The organism is Paraburkholderia sp. UCT70 (assembly GCF_050434085.1).
Lineage (GTDB): Bacteria > Pseudomonadota > Gammaproteobacteria > Burkholderiales > Burkholderiaceae > Paraburkholderia > Paraburkholderia tuberum.
On sequence record NZ_JBNPVZ010000002.1, the window covers coordinates 2426015 to 2441273 of the forward strand.

A 15259-nucleotide genomic window follows, 5' to 3' on the forward strand; every position below is an offset into this window, starting at 1 on the left:
GTTCGACCCTCCGCCATCTCATCGGCAGCCTTTAGATTGCAGCAGTCATTCATCCATTCGAGTCGGCCGGCAAGTCATCGGCCTTATGGAAAGCTTCGCATAAGGCCGACGCGCCGCCGCTCAACGCAGCAAACGCGGGAAGCTGTTTGTCGGCCAGAACGGTCTCTTGTCGCGCCATCGCATCGCGTGCAGGCCGTCATCACGACGACCGTCGGGCAGCAGCAATAGCGGCGTCGCCTGACGACGCGCAAAAAAATCAGCGTGCGAAGTACGCCTTCACGGCAGACAGAAACGTATCGATGTCCGCGCGCGACACGTCCATGTGCGTGACAAAGCGCGACGCATAGAGCATCTGCGTGAGGATGCCGCGCTCCTTGAGCCACGCTTCGAGTGGCGCGCAGTGCTCTTGCGGAAACTGCGCGAACACCATGTTGGTCGCCTGCCACTGCACCTTCACCTGGTCGATCTGTGCGAGGCCGGCTGCGAGATGCGCAGCGTTTGCATGATCGTCGGCGAGGCGCTCCACGTTGTGGTCAAGCGCATACAGACAGGCCGCCGCGAGCACGCCCGATTGCCGCATGCCGCCGCCCAGCACCTTGCGCCAGCGATGTGCGGTGTCGATCAACGCCTTGCTGCCGACCAGCACCGACCCCACCGGCGCACCGAGCCCCTTCGAGAAGCAGATCGACACCGAATCGAAGGGCTCGCACAGCGCCGCAAGCGACTGCCCGGAGGCCACCGCGGCGTTAAACACGCGGGCGCCGTCGAGGTGCGTCGCCAGACTGCGCTGACGGACGAACGCAACCGCCTCCGCGACATAGCCCGCCGCCAGTACCTTGCCGCCAATCGTGTTCTCCAGCGCGAACAGACGCGTACGTGCAAAGTGATCGTCGATAGGCTTGATCGCGGCGGCGACCTTGTCGAGCGGCAACGTGCCGTCGGCGGCATTTTCCAGCGGTTGCGGCTGGATGCTGCCCAGCACCGCGGCACCGCCGCCTTCGTATTTGTAGGTGTGCGCCGCCTGACCGACGATGTATTCGTCGCCGCGGGTGCAATGGGCCATCAACGCGGCCAGGTTGCTCTGCGTTCCGGTGGGAAAGAAAAGGCCAGCTTCCTTGCCGGCCCGCTCGGCGACTGCTGCTTGCTGACGCAGGACCGTCGGATCGTCGCCCCAGACATCGTCGCCGACCTCGGCGGCTGTCATCGCGGCGAGCATGGCCTTGCCCGGACGGGTCACGGTATCGCTGCGCAGATCGATCATGTGCTTCTCCTTAAGTGTGGCGGCCGCGTCACGCCGGCGGCGCAGACGACGTGGATGGATTTGCGGGTTTTGCAACTCCGCGTGGTGCTAAAGAATAAGTCCCTGTTCAGCGAATGGCCCTCGTGGCTGCTTCGCCTTAACAAGTCGATATAAAACCACCGAAACGAACCGCGCTTTGGTGACCGCGACAACCGACGAAGCGAGGGACCCGCGCAGCTCGCTGTCGCAACGTCCCCAAGTGCTGCAGGCTGGATGAGGCGAATTCAGAATCCATGTGCTGACGTATGGCCTTCGAATGCCGATTGTCAAAGGCCAGATCGTGACACAACACGACGCTTCGATGGCAACACCTTGCCCCACGATGTTCGGATATCGGCCAGCGCAGCGGGCGGTTCGCATTCGACGATTCGAAGAGTTCTTTCATTGCGACGATGGGAACGGCTAGCTGCGCCTAATCGACAACACAGACTCGATCCACTCCTGTGCATAGGTCTGCATCGATGCGGCAAAGTGCAGACGGAACCCGTCCAGTGTGCGATGCAGCGTGACGTTGATCGCACCGAGTGTCGTACAGGCGCATTGCCCGACGCCGAACACTTCGTGTCGCAGGTCGACTGCAGATCCGCGCGATAGCAGTTCGCCGGCATATCTGCCGATAAGGTCGAGCGAAACCAGCGACGACGTCGCGTCGGTCACCAGTACATCGGTACGATGGCACAACGCAGCCGTCAGGTCATCGGTCAACGTCGGCGATGTCGAAACTGCGAGGGCCGTATGGCGATTGATGAACAGCACGTGGTCGGCCTGGGCATCCACCACCTCGCGGCCACGAGGCAGTACCAGCCCGCTCGGTAGCACGAGGTCGGCCGACGGCACTCCAGCGAACGCAATCGTTGCCTTGTGCAGATCGAGCCGCGGGACAATACGCAGATCGTCCCATCCGAAGCTGGCGTCGGGCGTCAGGTTTGCGTACGTCGCAGTGTTCGCGTGATCAGGAAGCAAGACGCCCTCCGGCCGGATCAAAAAAACAGGGCTGGACGACGCGTGCGGCGATCGTCCTGCCATCGTCATAGACGTCAAGCGTGGTGCCCACGCGTGCGGTGCCATCTGCGAGCATAGCGAGTGCAATCGAGCGTCCGAGGGTCGGGGACCACACTGCCGAAGTCAGATGCCCTTCGCTGCGCCGTTGCCCAGGTGTGAGCAAGTGCGCTCCGGCGCGCAGCCTCGCCTCGCGATCGACCGCTTCGATTCCGACGAGCTGCAGGCGGGCGCTGCCCTGCATCGCGGGCCGGCGCGCCGCACGCTGGCCGATGAATGGCACGGTCTTTTTGCTGCCGAATGCGCCCATACCGACATCGGCCGGGGTCGTAGCCGGCTCGGTTTCCACCCCGACGTGAATGAACCCCTTTTCTGCACGCATGACCATCACCGCTTCGATACCGAACGGCGTCGCACCCGCTGCGACGATCTGTTCGAAAACCTCATCGGCGTTACGCACAGGAACACTGACTTCGAACGTCAGTTCGCCGGTGAAGCTCACGCGCGCGATCCGGCATGGCTCCGCACCGAACCTGCCCGAGCGGAACGACATGTGCGGGAACGCATCGGCGGCGAGTGGGATATCGAGCGGCAAGCGGGTCAGCACCTCGCGTGCCCTTGGGCCGGCTACGGCGAAGGTCGCCCATGCATCGGTGACCTGGCTCAGGGCGACGCGATAACGGGTCATGCCTGCCTCGCGCCAGTAGGTCAGCCATTCCGTGATCCGCTGCGCGCCGGCGCTGGTGGTGCCGACAAGGAAATGATCGTCCGCCAGCCTCGTCAGCACACCGTCATCGAGAATGCCGCCGCCCTCGTTAAGCATCAGGCAGTAGCGGCAACGGCCAACCGCGAGATTGCCGATCTCGTTGACATAAATCGCGTTGAGGAACGTGACGGCATCTGGTCCCTTGACTTCGAACTTTCCAAGCGGCGAGCCATCGAACACACCCACAGACTCGCGCACGAGATGGACTTCGCGTGTCCACGCCTGCTCGGGGGTTTCCGATGTCTGCGGATAGTACGCTGGCCTCACCCATGCGCCGTAGTCGTCAAGACGAGCGCCATGCCTGAGATGGGCGGAGTGCGCCGGCAGCCTCAGACGCGGACGCAGAAGATTGCTGCGCAGGTGAGCGCCGAACGTGCCGATCGTAACGGGTGTGTACGGCGGCCGGAAGGTCGTTGTGCCGACGGCGCCCGGCGTGCGGCCGGTTGCTTCGCCCAGCAGCGCCAGCGAATTGACGTTGCTGGTCTTGCCCTGGTCCGAACCCATGCCCGCTGTCGTGTAGCGCTTCAGATGCTCGACAGAAACAAAATTCTCGCGGGCCGCGAGTGCGATGTCGGCGGCGGTCACGTCGTTCTGAAAGTCGACCCACGCCGACGCATTCTGCGCGCCTGCGCACCACAGCGGCTCGAGATCGGTACCGGTGACCTCGCAGGCGATCTCGTCGGCCGGGAGATCGCGCGGCGGCAGGCCGAGTTCGGCCATCACATGCCGCGCGGCAGCGTATGCTTGCGCGAATGTCTTGGCGAGTGAGAGTGCACCATTAGCGCTGCCCGGAACGGTTAGTCCGCGCTGCGGATGAGCGCTGTCTGGGATGAACATGGCACGTGCGTCGTCGTACACGAGCCGGCCGCCTGCCTGCGAATACAGATGCACGGCCGGCGACCATCCGCCTGACATCAGCAGCAGATCGCAGTCGAGCCATCGCGGCCGGCCGCCGACCGATTCGATGCACACGCGCGAAACGCGGCTGCGTCCTGCTGTATCCACGATCCGGGCATCGACAAGCAGCGTAATGCCGCGCGTGCGACAACTGTCGTGCAGCGACTGTGCCACGTTACAGCGCGTATCGACGATCGTGGCGACGCGTGTGCCGCTATCATGCACGGCGAACAAGGCGGCATATGCGGCATCATTATTGACGAACGCCAGCACGGTCTTCGCGGTCAACGCATCGTAGTAGACCGCATAGAGCGCGGCCGCGCTCGAGAGGACGATGCCGGGCCGGTCGTTATGCGGAAAGACCAGCGGCCTTTCGTGTGCCCCCGTCGCCAGAATGACCTGCCTTGCCCGCGCGAACAAGAATCGCTGCTTCGGCGCTCCCTGCAGCGAACCGGGACGGGCATGTTCGGCCACGCGCTCGACAAGGGCGATCGCGTTGTCTTCGTAGTAGCCGGTGGCCGTGGTACGGCGCAGGTAACGTACTCCGCGCGCCTCGAGTGTTTCGACTGTCGCCGCAACCCATTCGCAAGCCTGTCTGCCTGCGATCTGCGCATTGCACCAGCGTAACGCGCCGCCGGCTTCCGGTTGTTCGTCAACCAGCACGACGGAACGTCCGTGGCCGCTCAACGCAAGTGCGGCCGCCAGGCCCGCAGCCCCCGCGCCGACGATCAGCACGTCGCAGTGCAGGTGGCTGTTGTCGTATCGATCCGGGTCGGGCAGACGCGGCGCGCGCCCAAGCCCGGCCGCGCGCCGGATCGCTGGCTCGAACGTATGCCAGGTCGGCCATGTGAACGTCTTGTAGTAGAACCCGGCGGGAAGAAACCGCTTGAAAAGCCCGAGTACCGCATACACGTCAAAGCGCGCGCTCGGCCAGCAGTTGACACTGCGCGCGTCGAGTCCTCCGTACAGTTCGACCTGCGGCGCCTTCAGGTTTGGCTCCTCGAACGGCGTGCCGGGCGCGAGCTGGACAATTGCGTTTGGCTCGTCCGCACCGGCTGCCAGCAGGCCGCGCGGCCGGTGCAGTTTGAAACTGCGACCGACGATCCAGACACCGTTCGCAAGCAGCGCAGAAGCGAGCGTATCGCCGGCGAAGCCTTGCAGGCGCCGACCGTCGAAGGTGAACGTGAGGGGCCGCGTGGCGTCGATGCCAGAAGCCGTGCGTGCGGTGCGCATTACGTTACCTCCTGTGCAGGGGCATCGCCATGCAGGAACCCGACGCTGGCGATCATGTTGCGACGGACATCGCGCGTGACTTTTAGCCATTCGCCACATCCGTGCCGGTGCACCCAGCATTCGGTCTGCATGCCGGCGGCGTTGTTGTGCAGATAGAGGTAGTCGGCCAGTTCCGCATCGCCGGTAGCGAGGTCCGGGATGCGAGCGTCGCCTTCGCCGATGTAGTGGAATTCCGCTTCTGGTCGCGGGCCGCATACCGGGCAGTCAATAGAGAGCATTCGAACGTCCTCAGCGAAAACGACAGTACGATGCCTGTCGTCGAGAATGATGCGGTCTTCCACATGCCAGCCGACTGCGCGCGACAGCGCGCTGCATTCGACGTCGCGGCCCGTCTGCGCGAGCTGGTCCGGCGACAGACTTTGGTCGACGCGCGAGACTTCCTGTTCGATGATCGGGCCTTCGTCGAGGTCCACCGTCACGTAGTGCGCAGTCGCGCCGATCAGCTAGCTTCACGCCGCGTGCGTGCGCCTGATGGTAGGGCCGTGGGCCCTTGAAGCTCGGCAGAAACGAATGGTGAATGTTGATGATGCGCGCCGGCAGGCGCTCGCACAGCGCTGACGACAGAATCTGCATGTAGCGCGCGAGGACGACCAGATCAATCGCATGTGCGTCGATCAGGTCGAGCAGTTCGCTCTCGCAGGCTTCCCGGGTCGCCGGCGTCACCGGCAGATAGCGGAACGGCACGTTGTACGCGTCACACAGCTCGCGCTGCGATTCATGGTTGGAGACGACGAGCGCGATGTCGGCATGGATTGCGTTCGCCCGCGTGCGGAACAGCAGGTCGTTCAGGCAATGGCCGTACTGCGAGACCATCACCAGCAGACGCGCGCGTCGCCCGGCTTGAACGAGGCGCCATTCCATCGCATGACGGGCGGCAACGCCGGCGAAGCCGTCGCGGATGGCGTCAAGGCTCGCGCCCGGCTGCATCGAAAACTGCGGGCGCATGAAGAAGCGGCCGGTCGTCCCGTCGGCGCACTGCGCGCTCTGCGTGACATTACCGCCGTGGTCCGCAATGAAGCCTGCGACGTCGCGAACGATGCCGGGATGATCGTTGCAGGACAGATTGACGATGAACTGATGCGTATCCACAGAATACCTTTAGTGTGAAATACCTGCGGCGGCGGCTTCATCGATCAGGGCGCCGGTCGAGAACCGGTCGAGGCCGAACGGTGCGGCCACCGGGTGTGGCACGCCGGTGGCGATGTGATGGGCCATCAGCCAGCCGCCAGCGGGGATCGCCTTGAAGCCGCCCGCGCCCCAGCCGCAGTTGACGAGCAGTCCGGGCACGCCCGTTTCACCGAGAATCGGACTCGAATCCGGCGACATATCGACGATGCCGGCCCATTGGCGCAGGATGCGCAGGCGCCTGAACGACGGGAAATGCTCGGCGAGTGCGGAAAGCGTGGCGATCTGCGAAGGCAGCGTGCCGCGCTGCGCGTACGACGTGTAGTGGTCCAGTCCTCCGCCGATCACCAGCTCGCCCTTGTCGGACTGGCTGACGTAGACGCCCGTCGCTGGCGAAATTACGACCGTATCGAGCACCGGCTTGAGCGGCTCGGACACCATCGCCTGCAGCGTGAAACTCTGCAGCGGCAGGCGCAGGCTCGCCTGCGCCGTGAGCAGCGACGTGCGGCCCGCAACACTGAGTAGCACGACGTCCGCCTGCACCGAGCCCTGGGCCGTTTGCACGCCGGTCACGTGGCCGCTTGCGTTGCGCTCGAAGCCTTGCACTTCGCAGTTCTGCACGATGTCGATGCCGAGTGCGCTCGCGCCGCGCGCATAGCCCCACGCGACCGCGTCGTGGCGCGCCGTGCCCGCGCGGCGCTGAATGAATCCGCCAAGCACAGGAAAGCGCGCACGCCCGTCGAGATCAAGCACAGGCACCAGCGCGCCCACTTCTTCGCGCGTAAGGATTTCAGAGTCGATGCCGTTCAGCTGCAGCGCATTCGACCGGCGGACCAGCTGGTCCAGATCATGCGGCGAGTGAGCGAGTGTAACGTTTCCGCGCTGGGAGAACATGATGTTGTAGTTCAGCTCGCGGGCCAGTCCCTCGTACAGCTTCAGGGAAAGTTCATAGAGCGCCGCCGACTCCGGCAACAGGTAGTTCGACCGGATCACCGTGGTGTTACGCCCGGTGTTACCGCCGCCGATCCAGCCTTTCTCCAGCACGGCAACGTCGTGGATGCCGTGCTGTCGCGCGAGGTAATAGGCAGTCGCGAGACCGTGACCGCCGCCCCCGACTATGACAACGCGATAACGGCGCTTAAGCGTCGCGTCGCGCCAGACGGGCTGCCATCGGCGGTGGCCATGCAGGCTCTCCAGTATCAGACGGCCAGCGGAATATTTCATGAGTCTTCGCATGGCCTTCAGCGAATGCCGACCGTCGTTACGGGGTTAAACTTGCCCTGTCTTGCCTGGTAGATCGTCACGTTAGCCGCGCGCAGATCGCCTTTCTGGTCAAACTGGATGTGCCCCGTCACGCCGTCGAAGTTGACGGCCCTGAGCGCCGGCAGGTAATCGTGGGGGCCCGTGGAGTTGGCAGCCTGCATCGCGCGGATCAGCGCCCAGGTTGCATCGTAGGCATACGGCGAGTAGAGCACCGGCTGACCGTACTTTGCGAACTTGCGCTCGAAGTCCGCGGACTTCGGCATCTTGCTCAACGGATAACCGGATTCGGCCGAGTAGGTGCCTTCGGACGTCGGCCCGGCCAGTTCGATGAATTTGTCGGTTTCGATGGACGAACCGAACAGCGTGCTGTCGAGGCCGAGCTCGGTCAGCTGCTTGCGCATCGGTCCAGCCTGTCCGTCGACTCCGCCGTAGATGATCACGTCCGGCTTGGCGGATTTGAGCGAGGTCAGAATCCCCTTGAAATCGACGGCCTGATCGGTGGTGTAATCGCGCGCGACGGGCTTCACGCCACGCTCGCCGAGCCGGGCGACGACGGAGTCGGCGAGACCCTGGCCATACACCGTGCGGTCGTCGATGACGGCGATACGGGTCGCGTGAAGCGTGTCGAGCGCATAGTTCGCGATCACCGAGCCCACGTCCTGGTCGTCGCCGATTACGCGAAACGCTGTCGCGAACCCTTGGCGGGTCAGCAGCGGATTGGTCGACGACTGCGAAATCTGCGGGATGCCCGCTGCCGCATAGACGCGCGACGCGGGCAGCGTCGCGCCCGACGTGAGGTGGCCGACCATACCCGAGATGCCGTCGTCGACGAGCCGCTGCGCGACCAGCACGGCGGTTTTCGGGTCGGCTTGATCGTCCTGCGCGTCGAGAACGAAGCGGACCGGCTCGCCATTGATCGTTATTTTTGCATCGTTGGCCTCGTCAAGCGCGGCGCGCACACCGTTTTCGGCGTCCTTGCCGAGGTGCGCCAACTCGCCAGTCAACGGACCCGCATAGCCGATCTTGACTACCTTCTCTGCATGCACAAGGACTGCATGTCCCATCGCCGCCGCCAGCACAGCCAATATCAAACCGGTCCTGATCTGCATCGGACGCCTCTCTGGTTGAGGGTTAACAAGGCACATCATTCGATTCGTCAAATTTACTGTCAACGCAGTATTTCGCATGTATTGCATGCATAATCGCATGCAAACGCTTCGTTGAGAAAGTTCGATGACCCTGCCCGCCAAACGACTGCCGCCGCTCAATACGATCGCAGCCTTCGAGGCTTCGGCGCGTCTTGCCAGCTTCACGCGGGCCGCGCAGGAACTGCATCTGTCGCAAGGGGCAGTGAGCCGTCAGATCCAGATGCTCGAAGCGCGCCTGGGCGTGCCCCTGTTCGAGCGGCGCCACAAGGAAATCCGGCTGACGAAGGCCGGGGCGATTTTCCAGCAGGCAATCACCGCGAGCCTCGTATCGATTCGACGCGCGGTGTCGATGATCGAAGAGCTCGAAACGCACAGCGTCACGATTTCGGCGAGCGTCGCCATGTCGAGCTTCTGGTTGATGCCGGCGATCATCGCGTTCCGGGACGCATGGCCGGACATTAACATCCGTGTCATAGCGAGCGCCCAGCCGATGGACCCGCGCCGCGAGCCGGTGGACCTTGCGATCCGCTACGGCGATGGCAACTGGCCGGGGCTGCGCAAGTACAAGCTGTTCGACGAGGAGATCGTGCCGATCTGCAGTCCGGGCTACCTAGCCGAGCATCCGGTCGGTGCGGTTAAGGATCTCGCGAAACAGGCGCTGGTCGAACTCGACGCGGACATCTCGGTCTGTTCGACATGGGACCGCTGGTTCAGCCTCGCCGGCATTGCGTACACGCCGCGACAGCCGGCGCTGCTGGTGTCCAGCTACGATTTGGTGTATCGCGCGGTCTGCAGCGGCAAAGGCGTGGGGCTCGCGTGGTGCTATTCGATTCCGCCCGAGGCGCGCGAAAGCCTCGTTGTCAGGCCGGTGGATACGCGTGTGAGGACTGGACTCTGCGAGTATCTGGTCACGTCGGGGGCGGAAGAGCTGAGCGCTGCCGCACAAACGGTGCTGACATGGTTGCTGGAATATGCGGGGAATAGTGTATGGCTGTAGATCGGGTTCGGTCTGCCGCGAGCTATACCACCACGTCACTCAATTCGCTGGCTTCGGTGAGCCGCGCTTCGCGCGTTGCGCAACACTAACCATTCGGGGATCGATCTGCAGGCAAACAGCGTGGCATCGCTCGCGGCCACCGGTTCCCGCGCCATCCCAACGGCCGCTTTCTCCAGCGGCAAACCGTACCTTCGTGCAGTCGGCAAGCTCGCAGTCATTCCGGCCTTTACGTCGTCGGCTCAACGTTCTCAAATAGCCGCTATTGCCCCGCAGGAGTTCGGGGCCGATTGGGTCAGCGACGACCATAGCAACCATAGTGAACATTCGAGCCAAGCCGAGCCGCTCGGCCCCGACCGGAAAGAATTTTAGGTGTTACCGATAGATTTCATTTAGCTTGTGCGCAACGCGGCTTTCGGGATCGATTTTTTCGTAGGTCAGTTCATTAAAAAAGCTTGAAATATCAAAATAGACCTTTTTATTTCGTCCGTCTGGGAATGTCAGATCAATTACATCGAATCGGATCTTCTCTGATTCGCTTTCAGCTGTTTCCGCCAGCTTCAGGCGATCTAGGGTCGTTAAAGTTTGCCTCCCCATTGTGGCTTCAGGATAGCGAGTGTGAATCCACTCGTGCTCAGAGGCGACGCCTAAAAAATGCTGATTTGCATTGACTTTAACGATATCGTACTCAGCGCTGCGAATAAACTCCGTGAACGTCACGCGCTCCTCTCCAACATTGAGCGCTATCTCGCCATGCAGCCTCTTCTCATTGTCTTCTTTCGTTGCCGCAACCGCCTCTTGATGATCCCGCCTACGATGCAGAAAGACGGCGACTGCAACAAAGATTAGGGTGGCTACAGCTGAGGCGACTGAAAACGCTGTGTTTTTTATCGAAATGAAGTACCACAATGCACCGGTAGCAAATATTCCTGCGATAAACCAAATGGATTGCAGTAACCAATCTGGAGCTTTCTTATTCACTGCCTTTCCTCTTGACTGATCAAAGTGGTAGGCGAGCTAGCGAGCCCGTCTACTTGCGATGCCACAACACGCGCATGAGACTTAACTCGCGGTTCGGCGAATTGTATACGGCCCCAAATCCGACCATCAAGCCGTTTCGTTAGCGAACGGGCCGAGGAAATTGCGTCTCAGATAAGTACTTCCCGTCAGTTCCGAGACGCTGGCCCAGCGGCAAGCCGACGCGAACATGCTGGTCAAACTGCAGCGGCCATCCGCGTTTTTGACCGACGACTTGACTGAGGTGGTCTGTTTTCAGACGGCGTTTGCTCGCCGGAGCGGACATTCAAATGATCGTGCGAAGGCGTGGGCCAACGACCGTAGATGGCCGACTGTACGCGTTCAGCAACGGAACCTTGATCAGCCATTCGCAGGCTCGCACGATGCCACCGGCCGCTTCGTGGCTTGATAGCTCAGTGAGCGCAACCCGAGCGCACCGGTCAGCCGGATGTCGGGGCTAAAGATCGTTTTTCCGGTTGCGTCCGAAACTGCGCGGCGAAAAGGCTTGCTCAAGGGGATGCCCAGCGACAACATACAAGTTATCGCATCGGATGATCGTCGGCTTTAGGCGATGTGCGGATGCGCAATCGGGCAACAAGTTCTTCAGTCGCGCCCCCAAAGTCCGGCCTTTTGCTATCCGTACCCTTCGTCAATCCGCACCAGCGCTTCCTCAACCAGCCGTGCGTCATCCTCGGTCTTCGCCATTTCGAGCGCAGTTCGGCCGGCAAACTGCTTGTGCGGCATGACTAGCCACCGGATCGCCTTATCCTGCTCCCGGAAGACGGCTATCGCCTGCGCGACTATTTTCGCGAGACGTGTCGCAAGGAGTAACGTGCCACGGGACTCGTCTTGCTCGCCGAACAGCAGTGGATTCATCTGGTCCACAGTTACCCCCACGTCGGGTCGGGAAACGACGCCCTTCAAGGCTTCAATCACGTTATCCGTTGCGGACGGCGGATCGACCCGCAGCCATGACCCGAGCGTATCGCGGAGACACTGCTGACAAAGGTCAATGCTCAGATGTGCGTATTCCACGCCAAACCGAACACCAATTCCACGGCGAACCGAGCACGGATTCCACAGCAAGCCGAGCGTCGATTCCACGGCAAATCGAGCAGGGATTCCGCGACTGCCCGAGCGCGATTTCCACGCGTAACCGAGCGGTAAGCTGGAGGGACGGCAACGCGGGATAACCATGGCACGCTTGACGATTTTGTCGAGCGAGCGAATGTCGAATAAAAGGTTATCCATGCGTCAAATCAAGGAAGTGCTACGCCTGCGCTTTGTGTGCCAGCGTAGCCAGCGTGAGATCGCGACGACGATAGGCGCATCGAGCGCGACGGTCTGGGACTATCTGGATCGCGTACGGCGCGCACAACTGGACTTCGAGAAGGCGATGACGATGGAGGAGACAGCGTTGGATGCGCTGCTATTCCCGCCGCCGCCGTCGTCAAGCCGGACACGGCCGATGCCCAATTGGCCGATGGTACATCGTGAGCTCGGCAGGAAAGGCGTGACGCTTGACCTGCTATGGAACGAGTACAAAGCGCAGGAGCCCGAAGGCTACGGCTACAGCTGGTTCTGCAAGTATTACGAGCGATGGGCGGCAGCGTTGCCGGTCACGCTTCGCCAGACGCACACGCCCGGGGAGAAGCTGTTCATCGACTATTCGGGTAACAGGTTGGGCATCGTCGATCCGCACACCGGCGAGATCCGTGAAGCAGAGGTATTCGTCGCGACGCTCGGCGCATCAAACTACACCTACGCCGAAGTCACCTGGACCCAGCAGCTTGAGGACTGGATTGGCTCGCATGTGCGCGCCTTGAACTTCATTGGCGGTTGTCCCGAGATCCTGGTCCCCGACAACCTGAGGTCCGGCGTGCACAAAGCCGACTTCTACGATCCGGTTCTGAACCGGACCTATGGAGAGATGGCCGCGCATTATTCCGTGGCGATCATCCCAGCCCGCAAACGTCGGCCCCGTGATAAAGCGAAGGTCGAGCAGTCGGTGCTCCTGGCGCAGCGCTGGATTCTGGCACGGCTGCGCAACCAGCGGCTGTTCAGCCTCGACGAAGCCAACCGCGCGATCGCGGCACTCCTCGTTGAACTGAACAACAGGCCGTTCAAGAAACTGCCCGGTTGCCGCCGCAGCGCCTTCGAGGAACTTGATCGTCCGGCACTTCGTCCGCTGCCAGACAGACCCTACCAGTATGCGCAGTGGAAGGTTGCTCGCGTCGGCATTGATTACCATGTCGAGCTCGACGAACACTTTTACTCCGTCTCATACAGCCACGCCCGCGAGCAGGTGGAGGTGCGCCACACGAAGACGACCGTCGAGATCTTCCTGCGCGGTCAGCGCATTGCCGCGCACGCGAAGAGCGAGCGCCGCGGCCATCACACCACGATCGCCGCCCACATGCCGGCGAATCATCGGGCAGCGACCACCGAGTGGAATCCGCAGCGGCTGATCAACTGGGCCATGGAGATCGGCCCGCACACCGCCGCAGTCATCGAACACCTGCTTGGCGGTCGCCAGCATCCACAGCAGGCTTACCGCGCCTGTCTGGGCGTGCTGCGCATGGGCAAGGACTATGGCCATGCGCGACTGGAAGCCGCCTGCCAGCGTGCCATTGATCTTAAAGCGCCGAGCTATCGGTTCATCGCCTCGACGCTGAAGAACGGTCTGGAGAACAGGGCCGACACGGCCGCCGCCCAGACCGAATTGCCGCTCGCGCATGCCAACGTGCGTGGACCGTCTTACTACCACTGAAAGGAGATCATGACATGCTGCATCATCCAACTGTCGAGCGGCTGCACGAGTTGCGCCTGTTCGGCATGGCCGCCGCGCTGGCCGACCAGCAATCCCAGAGCAGCATCGACCAGCTCGGCTTCGAGGAGCGCCTGGGGCTGCTCGTCGAACGGGAAGCAAGCGAACGTCAGTCGCGCCTGCTCACGGCGCGGCTACGCCGCGCGAAGCTGCGTTTCCCGGACGCGGTGCCCGAAGACATCAACTACCGCGAGCCCCGTGGACTGGATCGTGCGCTGCTCGCCCGGGTGCTCACTGGCGAATGGGTACGGGCGCACCAGAACATCATTCTGGTCGCACCAACCGGGCTCGGTAAAAGCTGGCTTGCATGCGCGCTGGTCAACCAGGCGTGTCGCCAGGGCTTCTCGGCCTGCTATCTGCGCATGCCGAAGTTCAACGAGGAGATGGCCATCGCGCACGGCAGTGGGGGCTACGCAAAGCTGCTGGCACAGTTGGCCAAGACCGACATCCTCGTCATGGATGACCTGGCCATGGCACCGCTGTCAGATGCGGCGCGGCGCGATCTGCTGGAGGTGCTCGACGACCGGCACGGCCGGCGCTCGGTGATCGTCACCAGCCAGATTCCAGTCGACAGCTGGCATGCTGCCATCGGAGATCCGACGCTCGCTGATGCAATTCTCGACCGGCTGGTTCACAACGCGCATCGCTTCACGCTCTCAGGCGAATCGATGCGCAAGCGCCGAAATAGTTTGACCGCCGAAGGCGGGAAGGAGTAAAAAAACTCACCCCGCGTCGCCATGTCCGCAGCGCTCGCTTTGTTGTGGAATGCCTGCTCGGTTTCGCGTGGAATGCTTGCTCGCTTTGCCGCAGAATGGCCGCTCGATTTGCGTGGAATATGCACTCAGATGGGCACCGTCGCCAAAAACCGAGCCAAAGCCCCCGCGCCAGTCGAGCGACACTTTTTCATACCACTCCCCCTGGTCATCATCGGGCGACATGCGCTGGCTGCAGCGGTCGCATGTGCAGACGGCGATCTCCTGCACCATCCTGTCACGGTATTCGCGCATGACCTACTCCCTTTCCCAGCCCGACTTTTTCCAGCCCGGAGGCACGAGACCGAGCTGCTTCGCGGTGGCGACCGGCAGGCGCAACAGCACCGTGCCCGGCCCGCGCTCCAGGTTCCCGAGCATCGTGACTTCAGCGGCTACACCGTCAAGTTCCAGATACACGACGTCCTCTGGCTCAAAAATCTCGGCGTAAAGATCCCAGCCGGGCTGACCGCCCTCTTTCGCCTGATACCGGATGTGGTCCCTGCTGCTCATAAATCGCTGTTCCTTTTGCGAGCGTTTAGCCGACGCGCCACGTGTCACGGGCAGTCGCTTCAGATACTGGACGCAATCCGCGTCGTCAATGACATAAGCCTTTTTCTGCAACGCGGCGGTCGCGCGTTCGGACATGTGCCCATCAGATCGAGCTGACACTTGCATCCTGGCATCAGCGATGACCGTTGAGAAAGTCGAACCAGTCTTGCGCGTAAGCGCAACCTTGATCGGGAATGCCCGAACCGGACAGTTTCCGGTCGGAAAGGCCCTGTCGGGTCGGGAAATTCGTCCATGGTTAGTGTTGTTGACGGCCCCGGGCACGTCCGGTCGATCCGCGCGGGCTGCACCCCAGCCCGAACCTCCGGCAC

General features: G+C 62.3%; 14 protein-coding genes and 1 pseudogene. 4 read left to right on the forward strand and 11 right to left on the reverse strand.

Going from position 1 to position 15259, the window contains the following annotated elements; all coding sequences use genetic code 11:
• Nucleotides 1-256: 256 nt before the first annotated feature.
• The 7 genes and pseudogenes from ltaE to OKW41_RS13505 form a co-directional block, all read right to left on the reverse strand.
• Nucleotides 257-1261, reverse strand: a complete 1005-nt coding sequence (ltaE, locus tag OKW41_RS13475) for a low-specificity L-threonine aldolase (protein ID WP_429572814.1) — start codon at nucleotides 1259-1261, stop codon at nucleotides 257-259.
• Nucleotides 1262-1702: 441 nt separating this feature from the next.
• Nucleotides 1703-2263 carry a hypothetical protein gene (locus tag OKW41_RS13480; protein WP_429572815.1) on the reverse strand — a complete coding sequence of 187 codons (561 nt, stop codon included), beginning with the start codon at nucleotides 2261-2263 and terminating at the stop codon, nucleotides 1703-1705.
• Nucleotides 2253-5195 carry a sarcosine oxidase subunit alpha family protein gene (locus tag OKW41_RS13485; RefSeq protein ID WP_429572816.1) on the reverse strand — a complete coding sequence of 981 codons (2943 nt, stop codon included), beginning with the start codon at nucleotides 5193-5195 and terminating at the stop codon, nucleotides 2253-2255. The genes OKW41_RS13480 and OKW41_RS13485 overlap by 11 nt, the downstream gene beginning before the upstream one ends.
• Nucleotides 5195-5473: a sarcosine oxidase subunit delta gene (locus OKW41_RS13490; RefSeq protein ID WP_429573409.1), complete on the reverse strand. Its 279-nt coding sequence runs from the start codon at nucleotides 5471-5473 to the stop codon at nucleotides 5195-5197. Before OKW41_RS13490 ends, OKW41_RS13485 begins: the two co-directional genes overlap by 1 nt.
• A gap of 12 nt (nucleotides 5474-5485) precedes the next feature.
• Nucleotides 5486-6344, reverse strand: a pseudogene (gene purU, locus OKW41_RS13495) (formyltetrahydrofolate deformylase); the annotation flags it as partial.
• Nucleotides 6345-6353: 9 nt separating this feature from the next.
• Nucleotides 6354-7604 carry a sarcosine oxidase subunit beta family protein gene (locus OKW41_RS13500; protein WP_429572817.1) on the reverse strand — a complete coding sequence of 417 codons (1251 nt, stop codon included), beginning with the start codon at nucleotides 7602-7604 and terminating at the stop codon, nucleotides 6354-6356.
• 17 nt (nucleotides 7605-7621) lie between these two features.
• Nucleotides 7622-8752 carry a branched-chain amino acid ABC transporter substrate-binding protein gene (locus OKW41_RS13505; RefSeq protein ID WP_429572818.1) on the reverse strand — a complete coding sequence of 377 codons (1131 nt, stop codon included), beginning with the start codon at nucleotides 8750-8752 and terminating at the stop codon, nucleotides 7622-7624.
• A 124-nt stretch (nucleotides 8753-8876) separates the two neighbouring features.
• On the opposite strand from OKW41_RS13505, the gene OKW41_RS13510 reads away from it, so the two are divergent.
• Entirely contained in the window at nucleotides 8877-9788 is a 912-nt protein-coding gene (locus OKW41_RS13510; protein ID WP_429572819.1) for a LysR substrate-binding domain-containing protein, read from the forward strand.
• A gap of 75 nt (nucleotides 9789-9863) precedes the next feature.
• Entirely contained in the window at nucleotides 9864-10157 is a 294-nt protein-coding gene (locus tag OKW41_RS13515; protein ID WP_429572820.1) for a hypothetical protein, read from the forward strand.
• Nucleotides 10158-10160: 3 nt separating this feature from the next.
• On the opposite strand, the gene OKW41_RS13520 is transcribed toward OKW41_RS13515, so the two are convergent.
• Both OKW41_RS13520 and OKW41_RS13525 read right to left on the reverse strand, forming a co-directional pair.
• Nucleotides 10161-10766 carry a hypothetical protein gene (locus OKW41_RS13520; protein ID WP_429572821.1) on the reverse strand — a complete coding sequence of 202 codons (606 nt, stop codon included), beginning with the start codon at nucleotides 10764-10766 and terminating at the stop codon, nucleotides 10161-10163.
• Between the two features lie 669 nt (nucleotides 10767-11435).
• On the reverse strand, nucleotides 11436-12053 hold the full coding sequence (locus OKW41_RS13525) for an antitoxin Xre/MbcA/ParS toxin-binding domain-containing protein (RefSeq protein WP_429572822.1): 618 nt from the start codon (nucleotides 12051-12053) through the stop codon (nucleotides 11436-11438).
• On the opposite strand from OKW41_RS13525, the gene istA reads away from it, so the two are divergent.
• Together istA and istB are read left to right on the forward strand one after the other, a co-directional pair.
• Nucleotides 12031-13572: an IS21 family transposase gene (gene istA / locus OKW41_RS13530; RefSeq protein WP_429571339.1), complete on the forward strand. Its 1542-nt coding sequence runs from the start codon at nucleotides 12031-12033 to the stop codon at nucleotides 13570-13572. The two genes, OKW41_RS13525 and istA, sit on opposite strands and share 23 nt — an antisense overlap.
• 14 nt (nucleotides 13573-13586) lie before the next feature.
• Nucleotides 13587-14345 carry an IS21-like element helper ATPase IstB gene (istB, locus tag OKW41_RS13535; protein WP_429571338.1) on the forward strand — a complete coding sequence of 253 codons (759 nt, stop codon included), beginning with the start codon at nucleotides 13587-13589 and terminating at the stop codon, nucleotides 14343-14345.
• A 6-nt stretch (nucleotides 14346-14351) separates the two neighbouring features.
• On the opposite strand, the gene OKW41_RS13540 is transcribed toward istB, so the two are convergent.
• Nucleotides 14352-14636: a hypothetical protein gene (locus OKW41_RS13540; RefSeq protein WP_429572823.1), complete on the reverse strand. Its 285-nt coding sequence runs from the start codon at nucleotides 14634-14636 to the stop codon at nucleotides 14352-14354.
• 3 nt (nucleotides 14637-14639) lie between these two features.
• Nucleotides 14640-14891, reverse strand: a complete 252-nt coding sequence (locus tag OKW41_RS13545) for a hypothetical protein (RefSeq protein ID WP_121319892.1) — start codon at nucleotides 14889-14891, stop codon at nucleotides 14640-14642.
• Nucleotides 14892-15259 lie beyond the last annotated feature (368 nt).

Excerpts from the sequence above, each read along its gene's own strand:
- OKW41_RS13500 (WP_429572817.1), bottom strand. The coding sequence starts at position 7,604 with ATGAAATATTCCGCTGGCCGTCTGATACTGGAGAGCCTGCATGGCCAC.
- istA (WP_429571339.1), top strand. The coding sequence starts at position 12,031 with ATGTCGAATAAAAGGTTATCCATGCGTCAAATCAAGGAAGTGCTACGC.
- OKW41_RS13505 (WP_429572818.1), bottom strand. The coding sequence starts at position 8,752 with ATGCAGATCAGGACCGGTTTGATATTGGCTGTGCTGGCGGCGGCGATG.
- OKW41_RS13490 (WP_429573409.1), bottom strand. The coding sequence starts at position 5,473 with ATGCTCTCTATTGACTGCCCGGTATGCGGCCCGCGACCAGAAGCGGAA.
- OKW41_RS13525 (WP_429572822.1), bottom strand. The coding sequence starts at position 12,053 with ATGGATAACCTTTTATTCGACATTCGCTCGCTCGACAAAATCGTCAAG.
- OKW41_RS13510 (WP_429572819.1), top strand. The coding sequence starts at position 8,877 with ATGACCCTGCCCGCCAAACGACTGCCGCCGCTCAATACGATCGCAGCC.
- OKW41_RS13540 (WP_429572823.1), bottom strand. The coding sequence starts at position 14,636 with ATGCGCGAATACCGTGACAGGATGGTGCAGGAGATCGCCGTCTGCACA.
- ltaE (WP_429572814.1), bottom strand. The coding sequence starts at position 1,261 with ATGATCGATCTGCGCAGCGATACCGTGACCCGTCCGGGCAAGGCCATG.
- istB (WP_429571338.1), top strand. The coding sequence starts at position 13,587 with ATGCTGCATCATCCAACTGTCGAGCGGCTGCACGAGTTGCGCCTGTTC.
- OKW41_RS13545 (WP_121319892.1), bottom strand. The coding sequence starts at position 14,891 with ATGAGCAGCAGGGACCACATCCGGTATCAGGCGAAAGAGGGCGGTCAG.
- OKW41_RS13485 (WP_429572816.1), bottom strand. The coding sequence starts at position 5,195 with ATGCGCACCGCACGCACGGCTTCTGGCATCGACGCCACGCGGCCCCTC.